Consider the following 15,065-nt stretch of genomic DNA (forward strand, 5'->3'; position numbering starts at 1 on the left):
CGGTTCAGGTAGCCACGCGCAACCCCCGCCCCGCCGATGTAAAGCTCCCCCACCGCCCCAAACGGAACGGGCTCAGCATGACCGTCCAGCAGGTACACCCGCGTGTTCGCGATCGGTCGGCCAATCGGGACAACTGACCCGTCAAATCCAGCGGGATAAAGCCACGCTGTCGAGTCAATCGTGGCCTCAGTAGGTCCATAGAGATTGACAAGTGGCTGCGATGCCAATTGCAGCCATCTAGTGGCTAGTTCTTTTCTAAGGACCTCTCCACCACAGAATATGTAGCGCAGAGAATCGATTTGCTTTTGCTCGACGTCAGTGACCGTGAGCAATGCTGAAAGAAGCGATGGAACCAATTGCAGAACCGTTACTCGGTACTTATCCAGTAGATCTAAAATTGTTCGAATATCTAATTGTCGGTCGAGAGGAAGAAGAACTGAGTGTGCCCCAATCGACAAAGCTGTCCATAGCTCCCATACGGCGGCATCAAAAGCGGGGGAGGTTCGCTGCAAGAAAACGTCGTGGGTACCGAATTGGAAGCGATTCACCTGCCAGGTCGTATGATTCACCAATCCGCGATGCTCGACCATGACGCCCTTGGGCGTACCGGTTGATCCTGAGGTGTAGATCACATAGGCGAGGTGGCGCGAGGTCAGGCCGAGGGCGCGTGGGTCCGGATTGGATTCCGGCAGGTTCGCCCAGGCCGGCGTCGCCGTCGCCAGATCGATCACCGTCAGATCGAGGAGCGCATCACAGCCCAGCGCGGCACGCCCCGCCGCATCGGCCAGCAGCAGTCGCGGCGCCGCATCGTTGAGGAGCTGCCGCAGCCGCGCGGACGGATAGGCCGGGTCCAGCGGCAGATACGCCCCGCCGGCCTTGAGGACCGCTAAAAGCCCCACCACCATCGCCACGCTGCGCTCAAGGCAGATCGCCACCGGCTGATCCGGCTTGACCCCGAGCCCGACCAGATGATGCGCGAGGCGGTTCGCCCGTGCATTGAGCTCGCCATAGCTCACGCGCTCGCCCTCGCAGACCACCGCCACCGCGTCCGGCGCTTGGCGCACCTGCGCCTCGAACAGCTCATGGATGCACTGCTCCGCCGGATAGGGCGCCGCCGTCCGGTTCAACTCCTCCAGCAGATAGGTGCGCTCAGCGGGCGACAGCAGCTCAATCCGCCCGACCGGCTGCTCCGCATCGGCCATCACCGCACACAACAAATTTTGCAAATGCTGCGTCATACGGTCGATCTGCTCAGGCGCCAAGCGACTTGCATCAAAGTGCCATCGAAAGCTCCCATCCAGAGCGCAAACCTCAAACGTCAGCAAATGGCCCGACGGGACCGCTTCAGAACTCGGGCACGAAGCCAGATCACCAGCAGCGGAACAGCCGTTTTCAGTAACCGTGACGCCTATGGGCCAGGGCCGGCACGATCGCAGCACCTCCATCACCCGCAATGCCGGGCAGCGCGCAATCACATCCCGCGCAAAGCTATCGTGCTCGCTCAGCTCGGCGCATTCGGCGGCGACCACCCTGCGCACCCCTGCAAAATCATGACCAAGATCAATGGTAATTTCCATCGGCACGACGGAAGCGACAATCACCTCCGCCGCCTTCAACCGGGCCCGCGATCCATTCTGTGCGGGCGTCCATCCCAATTGGAGCTGTGATTCGCCAGTGACGCGAGTGAGATAGGTCAGCCAAGCAGTTATTAGGTATTCCGTGCGGTCAAATGGCGACAGCTTAGCTACAGCACTTGGAATGAGCCACGAACTCGCCTGCCATATGGGTGGAGTCGCAGCTTCTGAAGCCGACAGAAACGGAAGCTGCAATATTTTGAACTGCTCAAGCCGCTGCCGCCAAAAACTCTCCCGAGGCGCCAGCATTTCATGGGCAACAGTTATGCCCCGAGCCTCGTCATCGCTTAAAATCGGGAGGCGATGCCCTAGATCCAGATCGGACTGCCTCGCGAGTGCCCGCGCATCCAGAGCCTCACCATCCGGGCTGTCAAACCAAACATCAACATCCTCTGTACCCGTCGCCACACGCCAGTGGCTGGGGTGGATTTCAACCAGGGAACCCGCCGATAAGCCCGAATGGCCAGACGACACCTCCAAGCACCTGACTGCGACAACGTCATCGCCCACAAGAGCCTTGGACAGACATAAAGGATTGGAATGATGCGGCCCAAAGTCTAAGGCGCGCGTCATCGCTGAGAGATCTTGCGCGGATCTATCCCATCGCAGACAGCCCGCAGCATCTGGGCGTCGGCGCCTCGGAAAATAGCTTCTGTCCGCTAGCGCCTGCGGACGGGCGGCAAGCCTTTCGTTCGTTAACCCAGTTAAAAGCTCGCGGAATCCCTCGACTGCGGCTTCATAACATTTGAGGTTCAGGCCTAAGGCGGTGTCGGTAGGTCCAATCAGGACTTGGCGTTGAACCACCAGGTCACCCGTATGAACACCATGATCTATGCGATGCCACGTGATGGCATATTCGGACTCTTGGGCCAGCAGCGCCCAAGACGTCGCATGAGCTCCCGCATACCGTGGCAAGGGACCGTCGTGGTAATTGAAAGCGCCTCGACGCACTCGCCCAAACACATCCGCCGGCAATATGAACGGATTGGCAACAGAAAATATCCACTCCACCGGTTCGGTATTGAGCAATTTGGCAAGCTCTTCAACGCTCGCTAGGCACAAGATATTGGCGCGAGCGGTCCAATCGCGGAAGATGGCGTCGGCACACAGGGCCGCGCCGATGACGTAGCCCATCTCCATTGCTAGCTCTGCACACCTAATAGCTAGCGTACCACCGCCAACAAAGACGGTAGAACCAATTGGTGAGGCTGCAGGTCGTTGCCCACCCCAATCGCCGACTTCGCAACTCGATGAGGCCAACACACATATGTCGTGATGTTCGTAACCCACGTCCATGACAAAACCTTCACGTGTGTGACGCGCATGGCCACCGAGAGACGCGCGCCGGCGTGCACCGGAGGAGACCGATGGGCCATCTTCACGCTCCAGCCAAGCCGTCGCGTAGCCTGGGCAATTCCCGCCCGACGCGCCGCGCCACATAGTGACCTAAACCTCTCACAGCAGTTGAGATTTGCTCGGGAGCAACCGAGCTGAACGCCAATCGGATCCGGCAGTCTTGAGAGTTATCCAGTGCGAAGAAGCTCATCGGCATAACAATGACATTGTAATGCGTTGCGCACTCGTCCGCGGTGTTCGCGTCAAATCTGAAAGGAAGATCGAGAGTCAGAAAGAAGCCGCCGGCAGGACGATTCCATCGAACCTGGTCCGACAAAGGCGAAAACACATCGTCCAGCTGACACAACATAAGGTCGCGATTTGCACGATACCAATCCAGCGCCGGCCGGATCCAGCCACGTAAGCTTGTCCGCTGTTCGATCAAGAGCCCCGCCACAATCGCTTGGCTAATTTGGCTCGTATTCACGGTAACGAAACTCTTGCGCTGAACCAGATCTTCCCAAAGTGTCCGGCAAGCACCTGCGTCTCCAAAGATGGTATCTGGCAGTATTGCTGCTCCGACGCGAAGAGCTGGGCTTAGCATCTTGGAGAATGTGGACAGGTAGATAACACTTCCGACCTCATCCAAAACGGCCATCGGAGGCACAGCATCTCCTTCATACCGAAATGGCCCATATGGATTGTCCTCCAAAACGACGATCCGATGTTTGGCGCACACTTCGAGGATCTCCCGTCGTGCGACCACATCGAGGACGCGTCCTGTCGGATTATCAAAATCGGGAATAAGATATGTTGCCCGAGCTCTTCGACCATTTCGGCCCAATTGCGCAACGGCGGACTCGATCGCGTCTGCAACGCAAGACGCTGAGTTGGACAACGCTGCAATAGGCACCCTCGCAGCATTAGCTGCACCAATTGCTCCAATATAGGTGGGATTACAGGCCAGGAGCACATCCGAAGATTCGGGACACAGCGCCGGCAGGCAGAGCGCGAGCGCTTCCTGGCATCCTGAGGTGATCAGGACGCGATCCACCTTAGCGGGGAGCCCCTCATCGGATCGCACCTGTTGCGCAACAAGCTCGTTGATGATTCCCGCTGTTCGACCATACTGCAACAACTGAGACCATACTTGGCCACGATCGCCAGCCCAATACCTTTGATACACACCGAATGCATTCAACAGCGCATGGGGGTTGAGTCTATCGAAAAATCGGTCACTCGGCCTACCAGACGCAAGCGAGACAGCCGAGGGAAACCGACTCGAGACCTCGTTCAGGAAATTCATTGCCGAACTTTGCAACCGGAAATCCATCATGGAGCCTTGGAGGAGGACGGAGCTATGGAGATCACGCCTACGTCGGAGCACGACTGGAGGTCTAAGGCCGTACGCCTCTTCGCTCAATATTTGCCGGACTGTTCAAGCTGGTCAAAAAGCTGCTGGACGTTCGATTCGAGGAAACCACTCTCTCCATCTCGGTGAATGATTTCGAAGCTAAGCCCGGTCTCAATGGAGCGGCTCGAGAAGGCCTGTGTCAGTCCAGGGCCACGTATCACATTCGTGTCAAATCCCAGACCACGAGACTTTAGGGTCTCTACAGCAGCATCCACGTCGTCGACCTCAAGAGCGATATGAGCAACTCCAACGCCGTGACGCCGCACGAGCTCTGAGATCTGAGAAGCCGGCTCAGTACCCTGACACAGAACAAACCTGATGCCCCTGCTCTCGAACTCAGCAGATAGCATGCCCGTCGCTTGACCCTTGATGTGAAAACGGCGCTTCAACTCAAAACCTAGCACGTCCCGAAAGAATTGAATTGAGGCCTCAAGATCGAGCACAGCAATCGCAATATGATCGATCCCGCGAAATTGCGATACAGGACTCGCGGTTGTCCGGATGTCATCGGAAGCCGCACCCACTCCGCGCTTGCTATCGATCGTTTTCTGCATAGCACCCACTTTCGATCACACAATCCGACGATCAGGCCAAAGCGACCTCATCGCGCGAGCGACAGGCAAACCCTGCTACCAGCAGATCAGCTCTGTACTAGCGTCAAGGTTCTTCAGAATCCTGTGCTCGAGGTCCAGCAACTCAGCCTTACGCCTGGCCACATCCGATTGAGCGCGGAAGAGCTTGGCTTTGAGCTCTTCTCGTTGCCTCATTGCTTCTCGAAGTTCCCAACCGTCCTGCATCGGCTAATTGCCTATCTACGAGCGAACACCGACGGCATCCCGCCGCCTGTTAGCTTCGAAAACACTACCTGCGCATCCGCTGCTGCTGGTGTCAGATCGCCGCGCTTCAGCTGGAGGCGGACGTCCGCCAGACGAATCTGTTGGAACGGCTCGCGGCACATTGCCTCGAACGTGGTGCGCAGCACCTCTGGACTGGCGTCGTTCCATCCAGTTCCGGGTGCAGAGCAATCCTGTCCTCGCCGGGAGACCGAAGCGCCATCAGGAGATGAGAGGCCCCGCGACGGCCACGCACGTGACGGGCGCGACAGCATCAGCATGACACTGATTTGGATCAATCGAGCAAGTTTCATCTGAACTCTTAGACAAGGGATGCGATCGTGGTCGTAACGGATCACCCCGCATCTCAAGCAACCAACGTGCCAATGACGTTCTGCGGGCGTTTCCTGAAGAAACAACGCGCCTCTCGCTGCGCTGGCGGAATGCTGCCGTCTTACTGTCGGGCTTGAGACATCGACGTCTTGGACCAGACACAGCTCAACACAACAACGCGGACGGTCAAGGGCGACGATCGGCAAAAGAGCAATTGCCCGAGATTACCCTTGCTGGTCAGAATGCTCTCGCCGCCATTATTGGGGGTCTCATCATCGAGTGAGAACATCGTGCAATAGGCATCACGCTCGATGCTGGCTCTCTTGCAAGGGGGCGGGGAGAATATCCTCTCGGCGAAGCAAGAGATCGGTTTGCTCGACCGAGGCAAACCGTGGCAGCCTGGATTCATGGAAAAGACAGCCGAAACAAAACCGGTATCAATCGTGGCGTCACCGACTGCCGAAATGGGTAGCTGGCCGTCACCTCACTGCAATGCCGCGCCAGCGGCTTCGTTCAATCCCAAATCGATTCAGCCTAACCCCATCCCGCTTTAGTTGGCCTTGTCTCACTGATCCCTTCACTTCAAATCATGAAAGCCCATTCATGAAGGCGGCTTGCGGGAAACCTGCACGAGCCATTTGAGCGGCGGGCAAGCCCTTCAATGGGCCTCCCCGACCCGACACTCCGAGGAGGGGAAAGCCGTCCACATGGGGAATCGAAACTTGAACAGATAGTAGTGGAAGCTGCGAACCAACTGCCGAAGAGCGTGGTGCGGGAAATCCGCACGCCACGTTCTGTGGGAACGGGGGGCAGGCGACCGCCTCCGGTGACCCGGTGGGCGGAGCTGCGAGGCTCCCCTATCCCGATCGATCACTTCGGGATCCCGTCAGCGCAAGAGGGAGGGAGCCCCTCGGCCGATGCGCCTCTTACTGATCCCGATGACTTCGGTCATCTGCAACGCGCCTTGAGGTGAGCGCCCCGTTCAGGCTCCCTCCCCCCTGCGGGGGAGAGGGTAGGGAGCGGGTAAGCCGCAATGGAGGTGCGCGTAGGAAAACGTCAGTTCGGCTTCGGGGTCGCCGCGGCCGGCTGGGCGGCCGCCTGCGGGGCGCGGCCGACGATTACGGTGAGCAGGCCGTCGCCCCAGACCTTCTTCGCAACCCGCCTGGTATCATCAAGCGTCACCGCGTCGACGATGCCGTTGCGCTTCTCGATATAGTCGATCGGCAGCTTGTCTTGCTGATATTGCAGCAGCGCCTGCGCGAGCTTCGAGGAGGTGTCGAGCGCCAGCATCTGCGAGCCCTTGAGGTAGGACTTGGCCTCGTCGAGCTCCTTCTGCGTCGGGCCTTCCTCGGCGATCCGGCGCACTTCCTTGTCGATGGCGTCGATGGTGTCGCCGGCGCGGTCGGCGCGGGTGCCGGTATTGCCGATGAAGACCGCCGAATGCTCCATCCAGAGCAGCGATTCGAACACCGAATAGGCCAGCCCGCGCTTCTCGCGCACCTCGCGATAGAGCCGCGAGGACAGCCCGCCGCCGCCGAGGATGTGGTTGACGACATAGGCCGCCATGAAGTTCGGATCGCTGCGCTTCACCCCGGGGCCGCCGAAGGTGATCACGGTCTGGGGCACGTCGAGCGTCACGAAGGCGCGTTGCGGCGGCTTGGCGGCCTCGACGTCGGGGACCGGCACGAGGTTGGCCTTGGCGGGCAGGCTGCCAAACGTGTGATCGAGAAGCTTGCCGAGCGTATCGGGATCCACGTCGCCAACCACCGCGATCTTCAGCGTGTCCTTGGCGAGCACGCGGCCGACATAATCCTTCATGTCGGCAACCGTGATGGTCGGAACGCTCTCGAGATTGCCGTTGGACTGCCGACCGTAGGGATGATCGCCGAAAGCAACCTCCAGGAATTTGCGGCTCGCCAGCGAAGTCGGGTTGGTGGTCTCGCGGCGCAGGCCCGAGATCACCTGCGAGCGAATGCGTTCGACATCGGCCGTTTCGAAATGCGGCGAGGTCAGCGCGCTCCGCAGCAGGTCGAAGGCCTCGTCCTTGTTGTCGCGCAGCATGCGCAGGCTGCCGCGGAAGGTGTCGCGGGTGGCGGAGAAGGAGAGCTCGATGGCGCGGCGGTCGAGCCGCTCATGGAAGGTCTTGGAATCGAGATCGCCGGAGCCTTCGTCGAGGAGATCGCCGACCAGATTGGCGACGCCCGATTTGTCCTTGGGATCCTGGGCCGAGCCGCCGGCAAAGGAATATTCCATGGCGATCAGCGGCACGGTCGCATCCTGCACGAACCAGGCCTCGATGCCGCCCGGCGAGGTCAAATGCTGGATCTTAGCCGCCGCTTGCGACGGCGAGACGGTAGCGAGCGCGAGTGCCGCGCCGGTGACGACGGAGAATGCAACACGTCGAAGGAAGGGATAGGTCACGAACGCTTCTCCTCGCGCTTGGCGGCGCCGGTGTCCTTGATCAGATAGCCCGTCACCGAGCGCTTCTTCTCAAGCCATTTCTGCGCGACGGTGCGGACCTGCTCGGCGGTGACCGCGCGGATGCGATCTGGCCAGCTCCTGATGTCCTCGATCGACAGGCCCGTGGTCAGTGCGCCGCCATACCAGCGTGCCAGCACCGCCTGGTTGTCCTGGGCGTAGATCGCCTCGGCGATGAGCTGGGTCTTGACCCGCTCGAGATCCTCGGCGCGGATCGGATTCTGCGCGATGTCGGCAATGACGCCGTCGACCACCTGCTCGACCTCAGCGAAGCTGACGCCGGATTTGGGCGAAGCCGAGATCGCGAACTGGGTCGGGTCGAGCGAGATGCTCGAATAACTGGCGCTGGTGGAGACCGCGAGCGGCTTGTCGACCACGAGCGCACGGTAGAGATAGGAATTGTTGCCGCTGCCCATTAGCTGCGCCAGCACGTCGAGGGCCGCGCTTTCGCCGGCCGCAGCCGTGGTCGCCGAGGGCACCAGGTAATAGCGCCGCAAGCCGGGTTGCTCGACGCGCGGATCCGCCAGGGTCACGGTGCGCGGCGCCGCGGGCGCCGGCTCCTGCGGGCGGACACGGTGGGCCGGGATCGCGGGTTGGGCCGGGATGGACCCGAAATTGCGCTCCACCAGCGGGCGGATGTCGGCGGCCTCGACGTCGCCGGCGATCACCAGGATCGCGTTGTTCGGCGCATAGAAACGGCGGTAGAAGGCGAGCGCATCCTCGCGATCGAGCTTCTCGATCTCCTGGTGCCAGCCGATCACCGGCCGGCCGTAGGGATGATTGAGATAGAGCGCGGCCATGATCTGCTCGTTCAGCCGCGCGTCCGGATTGTTGGCGACGCGCATGTTGTATTCTTCGAGCACGACGTCTCGCTCGGGCAGCACGTTCTCGTCCTTGAGGATCAGGCCGGTCATGCGGTCGGCCTCGAACTCCATCATGGTCGGCAGCTGCTCTTTCGGCACGCGCTGGTAATAGTTGGTGTAGTCGACCGAGGTCGAGGCGTTCTCGTTGCCCCCGACGCGGAGCACGGTCTGGGAGAATTCGCCGACCGGATGCTTCGATGTGCCCTTGAACATCAGGTGCTCGAGGAAGTGCGCGAGCCCGGACTTGCCCGGCGTCTCGTCCGCCGAGCCGACCTTGTACCAGATCATTTCCGTGACGACGGGCGTGCGGTGGTCGGGAATCACCACGACCTGCAAGCCGTTTCCGAGCGTGAAGCTGGCGGGGGGTTCGGAGGTAACCGTGGTCTGGGCGCGGAGGCCGCTGCTTGACAGGGAGGTCGTGCAAACAAGTGCGGCAACGAAAAGGGCGGTCGCTCGGTGTGAGGGCATCATGATCCTTGTGGAAGGCCGAACATGCGGTGGGCGCGAAAGCACGGGCACCCTATACGGCACTCTCCGTGCCGGTCATCACGAAGCGGAGAGAGACGCGCCGTCCCGCATTAAGCTTTGCTCATGTGAGGCCCGGCCGCGAGCATGAGATTGCAAAACCATACGTATCGCTGATTGACGTTAGGTTCGATCGTCTCCGCCAGGCGTCTCGCGGCAAACCATTTACCTGCCGACGTTTCTTCACGGTAAACGCGGTACCTTTCGGATAGTCACGCCAGAGAAGGCGTCTGCTTCAAGAACTCTACACACGTCGCATCTGGCTTCTCCATGAATGGCTGTTGGGGCGCCGATTTAAAATCTCCGTTGACACCGAGCTCCAGTACGCCAGTTCCGGGCAGAATTCGGCACGGCATCGTGTCCGCGCCAATCTACACCGGACTTCTGCGCGCTCGTTTTCAAGCCGCCAGGACTGGTGGGTCTGTTGCGCAGGATGTCAAGGAACGCGCCCGCGCTGCAGTGAGCCAGATTCCAAAAGATCTGCTCGCGCGAGCCGCTGCCGTTCTTGTCCTCAAAGGATCAAAGTCGAGCTACGTCAATAGAAGGCGAGAGACCACCGCAGGACCGTATCCAGCGATGGGGAATGGTCATCGGGATCGGGACGGGCACCGCTCGAATGAGGCAGAGTCTACGCGTGCAGCGCATCGCGATCGGCGATGAGCGCTTCGTGAAGCTCGGCTTCCGTACCGAAGCTGGTTTCGTCGGCGGCCACAACCGCGAGACGCAAAGACCGATCCTGGATCATATCAGCGCGCGCCACGAAGATATCGCCTCCCTGGTCCGCGGACCAATCGCGTTCGATCATGCGGCGGAAAATGAGCTTGATCCAGTCGTCGCCGCCGCCGTGCTGGCCTTCGGTTCATCTTTATCCACCGCTTTGAGGACGGCAATGGCCGCATTCACCGATAGCATCCGTCAAGTTCATCAGCCCAGCGAGATGCCGCAGCCCGTCCTCAGGACGCTGCCTTGCGTCAACAGCCGAACCAGCTCCCGTGTGGCTTCCACCACAAAGACGCCGCAATCATAGTTGCTTCCCTGCGGTCGGGCTGCAGGTTGCGCCGAACTTTGCTGCCAGGAGATTTGCAATAGCGAGGTGAAATCCACTGGAAGAGTCGTAGTGATAAGCCATCTTTCCAGCTCGCGTCGACCGACGAACAGCAGCGACCAATGCCCGCCGCCGTCGATTCCGCCACTGCCGTCGTTCACTGGCACCAACAGGAAGTTGGCGTATCGTTACCATGCTCGTCGAGGACGATTCCCTGCACGGCTTCCAGCATATCGATCTCGTCCCCGCTCAAGCGCAGCTGCTGCGAGCGGGCGCGACAGATCTCCCAGCTGCGTCAACGCGGGAATGGTTTGCATTAAACGCAAGAAGCTGATGCATCCTCAATCCGCTGCGATTTTGGCGACCTCAGCCAGAGGTCCCGGTTCTACTCGGATATCACCGGAAAAAGGACGCTCTTGCAGACCAATGAGTCCCAGCGCCATCACGACAGCGATTGAGAACACGCTTAGCGCCGTAATTTGCGCACCGGCCTTCTTCAGGTGCACCAACCCGATCGATATCTGTGTCACCACGCCAAGGATCAGGACGAGAATCCATTTGGCATCGATCGTGCGGTCCGAGGCTAACGCGAGCCGTTCGGAACGCGCGCTGCCCGCTCCGACTGCGGCATTTAGCAAGGCCGTCTGCACCGCAGCACCCGCTGCTTGACCGATCCGGGGATCGCTCACTTCTCGCAGCAAAGCGTCATAGACGGACTCAACCGAATGGGCCTCCTGGTCCTGCGCCATCGCCGGCCACTCGTCATCCACGAGGGCGGCGACGTATTTCGCAAGCACTGAGCGGAGGCTGCCCATGTCCGAGACGGACGCGTTACTAACAGCATAGATGTTGCGCAGTTCCGCCGCCTCTGACTGCACCGCGCGGGCCGCTTGACGGTTGCGATCGGTTATATCATTGGCCAAAAATCCGGTCAGGAACGCAAACAACACTCCGACCGTCCCGAAAAGCGGAGCGACCACGCCTTCTACGCGGCGCACCAGCACAACCGTTGCAGGGCTGAAACTCGCGATCACAATGACAGCGCCAGTCGTTGCGTAAAGGGCGATGAGGACCGCGAACAATTCAAATGCTGGAAAGTCCAACCAACCTTTGATCATTGGGTTAGGCGATCCTCTATTGCAAGGCGGCGAATCCGATTAGAAACGTATGAGCATTGAGCCGCCCAACAATATATTGCTAGTGAAGGCACAACCAAGGGACCGCGACAGAATGGTTCAGGGATTGGGTTCGTTCGCTTAAGGATCATTATTCTCTCAAAATTTTTCCATGGCTTTTGCATGGCCAACTCTGGGCACGCCAGATCACGTCGCTCGCGCACTTGGTCCGCATGATGCCGCTAGCCTACGTGAAATCTTACGTCCAGGCGCCGCCGCATGTCCGCCGATGAGCACCTCGGCTTGCGGCTTGGGCATGCCGATGTCGAGAGGGGGGCGGGCGGGACCTCCTTCGCGGCCATAACCCAAAGCTCCTGCTCGCGTTGCAGACGAAAGGCACCCGGGTTGGCGAGGTCGAACATCGCGAAAACCGAAATTATGAGACTGGCCCTAGAGGACGACGCTCGCATTTGGTCAACAGACCCAATGTGCGTGCGTCTGTCGTCAAGAAAAAACGCTCACCGGGGGACAGGCTTGCTTCTTCGCACGATGGTACCGAAGAACGCGTATTCGGAATCTGCGCGTTCCCGCTTTGCGACGAATGACGCCTTCAGCGACGTGCTCACCGGTATCGCCAAACTCACGAACGAGATTGTCGATGAACAGGCGGCCGCCCTCCCGGATTTTGCGGCACCAACCATGGAAACTTTGTCGCCGGATGCTCCTCAGTCCGTGATCGACCTTTGCCAAACCATGCATTCACTTCAGGTCGTGTCCGATCTCGCGCTTTGGTGGGAAAGCAATGCGAGTGCCTTTCGTGACGCGTGGTCGCAGCTCATCGTCAAGACGGCAGAAAAAGATGATCCGCCACCTACGCGGTCCATCGCTGGCCAACTGCACACTCTTGAGCAAGCAATCGAAAAAGCTGAACCTCTAGATCAGCTTGCTGTCAATCTGCTCGCCGCGGCGGAAGCCGTCGAAAAATGGGAAGCGATACAAAAGCATCAGCGCGTTCGTGAAGCGATCATTGAGGCGTTAGAACCCCTCAAGGAATTAAAGCACCTGGTCGGGGCAGAAACGGCAAGGTCGATAACGACGCTTTCCGGTCACGCGCGGTTCTCGACAAAATTCGCCCGAAAGAACGCTTCCTGTTCCAGGACGCATCGCTCGGGCGCAAGGCAATCAATGTCGAGGGTAGCTTCGAACCCAGTCTTCAGATCGACGCGTTATTGGTCGCAAACACATCATGGCTGCGTGCAATCCTATGGGCATTCGTCTTTGCACTCCAGGGCCGGCAAAGGGTGGAGGGTCTAGTGGATTTGTTGGATGACGAGGAACTCGCGTTACCTGCACTGCCCGTATGGCGCTGGCTGTTCTTGTGAACCAACTGAAGGAATTTGGACCGGCAGGTCGACGCTATCGAGCGTGAGCTGGCTCAGATCCAGAGAGTAAATCCGATGGCGAGGTTGCTGTCTTCGATTCCCGGCATTGGTCCCATAACGGCCACGGCCCTCGCCGCGACGGTGCCGGACCCGACCATGTTCCGCTCCGGGCGAGAATTCGCGGCTTGGCTGGGCCTGACGCCTAAGCAGAAGTCCACCGGCGGGAAGGACCGGCTCGGCCGAATAACGAAGCAGGGCGATTCCTATCTCCGGCACTTGCTTGTCATCGGGGCACGCAACGTCGTTCGGTATCCAAAGGCACGGTCCCGGGTCGGAGGTGGCTGGATCGAAGCTCTGCTTGAACGGCGTCGGCCCATGGTCGTCGCTATCGCCGTCGCCAACAAGTTGGCTCGGATCATCTGGGCGATGATGACGACCGGTGAGTTCTATCGGGCTAAGGCTGCTGGATGAACTGCTTAGCAGGCTGGCCACTTTAAGGTGTGAGGGCAAACGACAGCATGATGGAAACCGGCGGAGCTGGGGATCGAGAAAGCCCGAAGAGCTTTAAGCGCAACAAGCGCGACCCGTTGATGAGGCCTCGATCCGCGATCTCCATCAGGGCCAGCGGCCAAGTTATCGGTCGCAATGACAGGCCGTATACATGAACGCACCGGACCGATCTCCAAAACGCTGTCGAAATCTCTTGCACCCGCGGGGCCGTCTATACATGAAGCTCTCGATGAAGGCGTTCTGCATGGGTTTTCCCGGCGCGATGTAGTGCCATTCGACACGGCTTTGGTCGGCCCACACCAGGATGGCGTTGCTTGTGAGTTCGCTGCCGTTATCGCTGACCACCATCCTGGGCTTGCCGCGCTCGATCATAAGCCGGTCCAGTTCCCGCGCCACGCGAATGCCGGAGAGCGAGGTGTCGGCCACCAGCGCCAGGCACTCGCGGGTACAATCATCGACGACGGTCAGGATCCGGAAGCGGCGGCCGCAGGTCAATTGGTCCGACACAAAGTCGAGCGACCACCGGTCGTTCGGCGTCATCGGAACCAGCATCGGCGCCCTGGTCCCGATCGCCCGCTTGCGGCCAGTACGGCGACGCACCGTCAGCTTCTCTTCCCGATAGAGCCGGAAGAGCTTTTTATGGTTGATCAAATACCCCTCCCGCCTGAGCAGAACATGCAGCCGCCGATAGCCGAAGCGGCGGCGCTCCTGGGCGATCGCCCTCATGCGTTGGCGAAGGCTGGTATCGTCAGCCTGGGTCGTCCGGTATCTCACGGTCATGCGGCAGCAGCCGATGGCTTTACACGCCCGCGTTCGCTCATCCCATGGGCTTCCACCAGATGAGCGACAGCTTTCCGCTTCCCCGCGGGCGTCACCACTAATGGGATGACCCGCCCCGTCCTCTCAGTCAGACTGAGTTGGCTTTTGAAAGGAGGAAGCAATGAGGACACGGAACAAGCCCAGGCCGGCAACGGTGTTTGGGATCGACATTGGCAAGAACCTTTTCCACGTCGTTGGGCTCGACGCCGCCGGAATGCCGATCCAGAAGGCGACCTTTCGGCGCGATACGCTCTTGCAGTTCTTCGAACGTGCAGGACCGGCTTTGGTGGGGATGGAGGCCTGCTCCGGCTCGCAATGGTTGGCCCGCAAGATCGCCGCCATGGGGCACACCGTTCGCATTATCCCAGCTCAATTCGTGAAGCCATATGTGAAGTCCAACAAAAATGACATCATCGATGCCGCGGCGATCGCCGAAGCCGTGACGAGACCAACGATGCGCTTCGTCGAGCTAAGGTCGCCTGAGCACATTGACCTGCAAGCGCTGCATCGTGTTCGCGATCGGATGATGTCGCAACGGACGTGCCTCATCAATCAGATGCGCGCTTTTTGCCTGGAATATGGGATCGCTATTCACCAGGGCGCCGGCAAGTTCAAGGCTGATCTGCCGAGGGTTTTGGCCGATCAGTCGAATGATCTAACCTCGGCGATGCGTCGCATTCTTGCATCTACATTTGACGAGCTGCGGCAGCTGGAGCTGCGGATTGCCGAGGTCAACCGCGAGATTGAGGCAATTGCCTCTCAAAGCGATACCGCACGTC

Annotated in this window: 10 protein-coding genes and 2 pseudogenes; 4 read left to right on the top strand and 8 right to left on the bottom strand. The window is 59.7% G+C overall.

Annotated elements, in window-relative coordinates:
* From ABIB91_RS40850 to ABIB91_RS40875, 6 genes are all read right to left on the bottom strand, one after another.
* A partial coding sequence (locus ABIB91_RS40850; RefSeq protein WP_354253303.1) for an amino acid adenylation domain-containing protein occupies positions 1 to 2,774 on the bottom strand: 2,774 nt, incomplete at its 3' end.
* Between the two features lie 238 nt (positions 2,775 to 3,012).
* Entirely contained in the window at positions 3,013 to 4,305 is a 1,293-nt protein-coding gene (locus tag ABIB91_RS40855) for an aminotransferase-like domain-containing protein (protein ID WP_354129593.1), read from the bottom strand.
* A gap of 83 nt (positions 4,306 to 4,388) precedes the next feature.
* A complete protein-coding gene (locus tag ABIB91_RS40860) occupies positions 4,389 to 4,937 on the bottom strand; it encodes a VOC family protein (protein ID WP_354172762.1) in 549 nt (182 codons plus the stop codon).
* A gap of 733 nt (positions 4,938 to 5,670) precedes the next feature.
* Positions 5,671 to 5,958, bottom strand: a complete 288-nt coding sequence (locus ABIB91_RS40865) for an AAA family ATPase (protein WP_354172764.1) — start codon at positions 5,956 to 5,958, stop codon at positions 5,671 to 5,673.
* Between the two features lie 647 nt (positions 5,959 to 6,605).
* Positions 6,606 to 7,970: a M16 family metallopeptidase gene (locus ABIB91_RS40870; RefSeq protein WP_354172766.1), complete on the bottom strand. Its 1,365-nt coding sequence runs from the start codon at positions 7,968 to 7,970 to the stop codon at positions 6,606 to 6,608.
* Positions 7,967 to 9,358, bottom strand: a complete 1,392-nt coding sequence (locus ABIB91_RS40875) for a M16 family metallopeptidase (RefSeq protein ID WP_502917096.1) — start codon at positions 9,356 to 9,358, stop codon at positions 7,967 to 7,969. Before ABIB91_RS40875 ends, ABIB91_RS40870 begins: the two co-directional genes overlap by 4 nt.
* Before the next feature lie 691 nt (positions 9,359 to 10,049).
* Here ABIB91_RS40875 and ABIB91_RS40880 point away from each other — a divergent pair.
* A complete protein-coding gene (locus ABIB91_RS40880) occupies positions 10,050 to 10,442 on the top strand; it encodes a hypothetical protein (RefSeq protein WP_354172770.1) in 393 nt (130 codons plus the stop codon).
* A 359-nt stretch (positions 10,443 to 10,801) separates the two neighbouring features.
* Here the strand turns inward: ABIB91_RS40880 and ABIB91_RS40885 are convergent, their stop codons facing one another.
* A complete protein-coding gene (locus ABIB91_RS40885) occupies positions 10,802 to 11,578 on the bottom strand; it encodes a bestrophin-like domain (protein ID WP_280096513.1) in 777 nt (258 codons plus the stop codon).
* Between the two features lie 531 nt (positions 11,579 to 12,109).
* On the opposite strand from ABIB91_RS40885, the gene ABIB91_RS40890 reads away from it, so the two are divergent.
* Together ABIB91_RS40890 and ABIB91_RS40895 are read left to right on the top strand one after the other, a co-directional pair.
* A complete protein-coding gene (locus tag ABIB91_RS40890; protein ID WP_354172773.1) occupies positions 12,110 to 12,889 on the top strand; it encodes a hypothetical protein in 780 nt (259 codons plus the stop codon).
* A pseudogene (locus ABIB91_RS40895) lies at positions 12,862 to 13,428 on the top strand (IS110 family RNA-guided transposase); the annotation flags it as partial. The gene ABIB91_RS40890 and the pseudogene ABIB91_RS40895, both read left to right, overlap by 28 nt.
* A 258-nt stretch (positions 13,429 to 13,686) precedes the next feature.
* Here the strand turns inward: ABIB91_RS40895 and ABIB91_RS40900 are convergent.
* Positions 13,687 to 14,345 (bottom strand): annotated as a pseudogene (locus ABIB91_RS40900) (IS3 family transposase); the annotation flags it as partial.
* Positions 14,346 to 14,407: 62 nt separating this feature from the next.
* Here ABIB91_RS40900 and ABIB91_RS40905 point away from each other — a divergent pair.
* The coding region (locus tag ABIB91_RS40905; RefSeq protein ID WP_354172777.1) for an IS110 family RNA-guided transposase at positions 14,408 to 15,065 on the top strand (658 nt) is incomplete at its 3' end.

The organism is Bradyrhizobium sp. JR4.3, assembly GCF_040547695.1.
In the GTDB taxonomy this organism is placed as follows: Bacteria; Pseudomonadota; Alphaproteobacteria; order Rhizobiales; family Xanthobacteraceae; genus Bradyrhizobium; species Bradyrhizobium canariense.